Source organism: Mesorhizobium sp. M7A.F.Ca.CA.004.12.1.1 (genome assembly GCF_003997835.1).
In the GTDB taxonomy this organism is placed as follows: domain Bacteria; phylum Pseudomonadota; class Alphaproteobacteria; order Rhizobiales; family Rhizobiaceae; genus Mesorhizobium.
The window spans coordinates 1-2,354 of sequence record NZ_RZRK01000906.1; the positions used below are offsets into that span (position 1 = coordinate 1).

General features: G+C 62.9%; 3 protein-coding genes. All 3 read left to right on the forward strand.

Annotation, left to right across the window (positions count from 1 at the left end; all coding sequences use genetic code 11):
• Positions 1–174: SDR family oxidoreductase (locus EN984_RS31515; RefSeq protein WP_127384216.1), on the forward strand; the 174-nt coding region annotated here is incomplete at its 5' end.
• A 212-nt stretch (positions 175–386) separates the two neighbouring features.
• The gene (locus EN984_RS31520; protein WP_127266934.1) at positions 387–1,736 is read left to right on the forward strand and encodes a glucoamylase family protein; all 1,350 of its coding nucleotides are present in this window, start codon (positions 387–389) and stop codon (positions 1,734–1,736) included.
• On the forward strand, positions 1,726–2,354 hold a 629-nt coding region (locus EN984_RS31525; protein ID WP_127384217.1), incomplete at its 3' end, for an FAD-dependent oxidoreductase. The genes EN984_RS31520 and EN984_RS31525, both read left to right, overlap by 11 nt.

A 2,354-nucleotide genomic window follows, 5' to 3' on the forward strand; every position in this document is an offset into this window, starting at 1 on the left:
ATCTTCAAGCAGATGAGCCAGGAGCACATCGACTTCATGCTGTCCAAGATACCGATGGCGCGCTTCGGCGAGGTCGAAGAGGTGGCGGCGCTGATCTGCTGGATTGCCTCGGAAGAGTGTTCGTTCACGACCGCCGCCGTGTTCGACGTTTCCGGCGGCCGCGCCACCTACTGAGGCAGGACGCGTTTCAATTCCGCGTGACGACGCAACGAACGGGAGCGTAGGGGCGTATAGTCCCAGGCGTCGAATCGACGTTGACGCAACAAAGCTATACGGGAAAGCTATGACGCGGCATGACAGTTCAGCATGCGTGATGATCTGCCGATGCGGGGCAACTGGTTGGCGGTTGACGGACGCTGCAACCATCCGGCGGGAGCTTGTTTCCTTTGCTTAGAGCCGAGCCTGCCGCGCTGTCCGACGACGAGCTTCTGGACCGCTATCAGCGCGCCGCCTTCGACTATTTCCTCGAGAACGTGAACCCCGAAAACGGATTGGTCGCCGACACGTCGCGGCCGAATTCGCCGGCCAGCATCGCTGTCGTCGGCTTCGCGCTGTCCAGTTATCCGATCGGCGTCGAGCGCGGCTGGATGGCGCGCGATGCCGCCGCGAAGCTGACGCTGGCCGCGCTGCGCTTCTTCTCGGCCAGCCCGCAAGGCCATAGCGACGACGTCACCGGCCACAAGGGTTTCTACTACCATTTCCTCGATATGCGGACCGGCCTGCGCGTCTGGCGCTGCGAACTGTCGATGGTGGATACGGCATTGCTGATATCGGGCATGCTGGTGGCGGGCGCCTATTTCTCCGGTGACGATGACGAGGAAGCCGAAATCCGCCAACTGGCCGAGGCGCTCTACCGGCGCGTCGACTGGCGGTGGGCACAAGGCTCAAGCCCGACCTTGCGACAAGGCTGGAAGCCGAAGAGCGGCTTTCTCCACTATGGCTGGGAGGGCTACAACGAAGCCACGATCCTCTACATCCTGTCGATGGCTTCGCCCGACAGCCCGACCTCGGACAACAGCTACGAGGGCTGGACGGCGACCTATCAGTGGGAAAACATCTACGGCTACGACGTGCTGTATGGCGGTCCGCTGTTCATGCACCAGTTCTCGCATGCCTGGATCGATTTCGCCGGCATCCGCGACGCCTTCATGCGCGAGAAGAACTCGGACTATTTCGAAAACAGCCGCCGCTCGACCTATCTGCACCGCGACTATGCACGCCACAACCCTTACGGCTATGGCGGCTACGACGAGAACCTTTGGGGTCTTTCGGCGGGCGACGGGCCAGGCGGTTTTCGCACCAGCGTGGAGCGACAGCGCCGGCGGTTTTCCGGCTATGCCGCGCGCGGCGCGCCGTTCGGGCCCGATGACGGGACGATCGCGCCTTGGTCCTATCCGGCATCACTGCCTTTCGCCCCGGAGATCTGCTTGGCGGCGTTGCGCCATCTCGGTGATCGCTACCCCGAGGTGATCGGTAATTTCCGACTGCCGAGCGGTTTCAACCCGACATTGGCGAACCGGCGTAAGTTCGGGAGGCACGGCTGGGTGTCGGAAGGCCACTATGGGCTGGATCAAGGCATCGTGGTGATGATGATCGAGAACCATCGGTCAGGGTTGATCTGGAGACTGATGCGGTCAAATCAACACATCCGCAACGGCCTGCGCAAGGCCGGGTTCAATGGCGGCTGGCTGTCTCAGCCAGCAAGCCCGGCGTCGGGTGGCGGCGATGTCGCGTGACCGGACCAGGGCTACCGCCTTTCCTGTCGATCACAACGACATTGAGCTGATCAAGGGCGCCCATCCGCCGCACTGGAAGAACCCGCAGCCGGACGATCCCTACAATATCGTGGTCATCGGTGCCGGGCCGGCTGGGCTGACCGCCGCCTACGAAGCGGCCGGCCTCGGCGCAAAGGTCGCGCTCATCGAGCGCAACCTGATCGGCGGAACTTGCGTCAATGTCGGTTGCATCCCGTCGAAGTCGATCATCCGCACCGCAAGGCTTTATGCCGACATGCGCGATGCCGAGAATTTTGGCGGCGACATGCCGGACCGTCTTCACGTCAACTTTCAGCGCGCCATGACGCGGATGCGGCAGATCCGGCAGCGGATCAGCCGCGCCGATGCCGCCGATAGCCTGATTTCCGAAGGCATCGACCTTTATTTCGGCGAAGCGCGGTTTTCCGGAAGGGACGCTGTCACGGTCGCCGGACAAACCTTGCGTTTCAGGAAGGCGCTGATCGCGACAGGCGCGCGCCCGAGGCTGCCGACCATCCCGGGGCTGGTCGAGGCCGGCTATCTCAGCAACGAGACCATGTTCGATCTCACGGAGTGCCCGAAGCGGCTTCTGGTCATCGG